This window comes from Methyloceanibacter marginalis, assembly GCF_001723295.1.
GTDB lineage: Bacteria > Pseudomonadota > Alphaproteobacteria > Rhizobiales > Methyloligellaceae > Methyloceanibacter > Methyloceanibacter marginalis.
Window position 1 is genome coordinate 1 of the sequence record NZ_LPWD01000282.1, and the last position, 1,373, is coordinate 1,373.

A 1,373-nucleotide genomic window follows, 5' to 3' on the forward strand; every position below is an offset into this window, starting at 1 on the left:
CGCCGTAACCCTCGACAAGAACGCTCGCCGAACGGACAGAGGCGTTGAGCGCCGCCGCCGCCGAGGGACACGGAAAAACTCGACAAGACCCTTGCCGATCGGACCGAGGCCTTCACGGGCGTGGTGGCCCAAGCGCCGTCATCTTCGAGAAGACTCTCCAAGAGCGGACGGATGCCCTTGCCGCCGCGGTCGAGAACCGGACGAGCGCCGTCGACAAGACGCTGAGCGATCGCACCGCGCAGTTCACCTCGGCGGTCAACCAGGGCGCCATCGCGCTCGACAGGACGCTTGCCGAGCGAGCCGACAGCTTCACCAAATCCCTGCTCCAAAAGGTGCAAGGCCTGGAAAGCGCCATCACCCAGCAGACCGAGTCTCTGGAAAAGACCATGGGCGAGCGCGCGCAGCTCGTCATCACGGCGCTTGCCGAGCGGCTCAAGGCGATCGATGCCACTTTCGGCCAGCGCACGGCCGAGACCGACAAGATGCTCGGCGAGCATACGCGCCTGGTCGACGAGACCTTCGGCCGGCAGACCGCGCAGCTCAACGAGGTGCTCGCCAACAACTCGCAGATGATGCAGCAGACCGCCCAGCAGGTCGGTGCCCAGTCCAAGGAAGCGGTGGGCATCCTGACCAGCCAAACCGGCAATCTGCGCGAGGTGTCAAAGGGGCTGCTCGAACAGATCCACGGGCTCACCCAGCGTTTCGAGAGCCAGGGCCAAGCCATTCTTACCGCGGCCAAGGCGCTCGACTCCTCGAATGCCAAGATCGACTCGATCCTGGAAGGCCGGCACCAATCCATCATCGCCCTCCTGCACACGGTCAACACCAAGGCGCAGGAGCTCGACGGCATGATGGGCAACTACGCGGGCATCGTGGAAGGCGCGCTGACCCAGGCCGAAGCGCGGGCGAAGCAAGTGACCACCGCGCTCGGCCGCGATACCGCGGGCCAAGCGCAACAAGCCCTCGCCCAGATCGAAAAGCTCCGCGACGAGGCGCAGGCTCATACGGCGCGCGCCGTCACCGACCTCAAGGGCAGCTTCGAGACGGTCATCACGCAGATCGGCCGGCAGCTCGAGCAGATGCGCGGTCAGTTCGACCATACCTCGCGCGGCATGCGCGAGGCGGCCCGGCAGACCGCGACCGACCTCGATGCGCTCCGCCAGGAAATGCAAAAGCGCATGGACACCCTGCCCGAGCAGACCGCTCAGGCGACCGCCGCGATCCGCAAGGCGCTCAACGATCAGTTCCGCGAGATCGAGGCAATGACGCCCAGCCTGCCGCGGGCCGGCGCGCCGGCGGCCAGCATGGGACATGGCAACATGGGCGGCGGCAATCCTTATCCTCAGCCCGCTCCGCAGCCGCAGCCTGCGCCC

At 66.7% G+C, this 1,373-nt stretch carries 1 protein-coding gene; it reads left to right on the forward strand.

Features of this window, described 5'->3' with window-relative positions; genetic code table 11:
* Positions 1-44: 44 nt before the first annotated feature.
* Positions 45-1,373, forward strand: a 1,329-nt coding sequence (locus AUC71_RS10845) for a hypothetical protein (RefSeq protein ID WP_141701615.1), incomplete at its 3' end; no start/stop codon positions are given.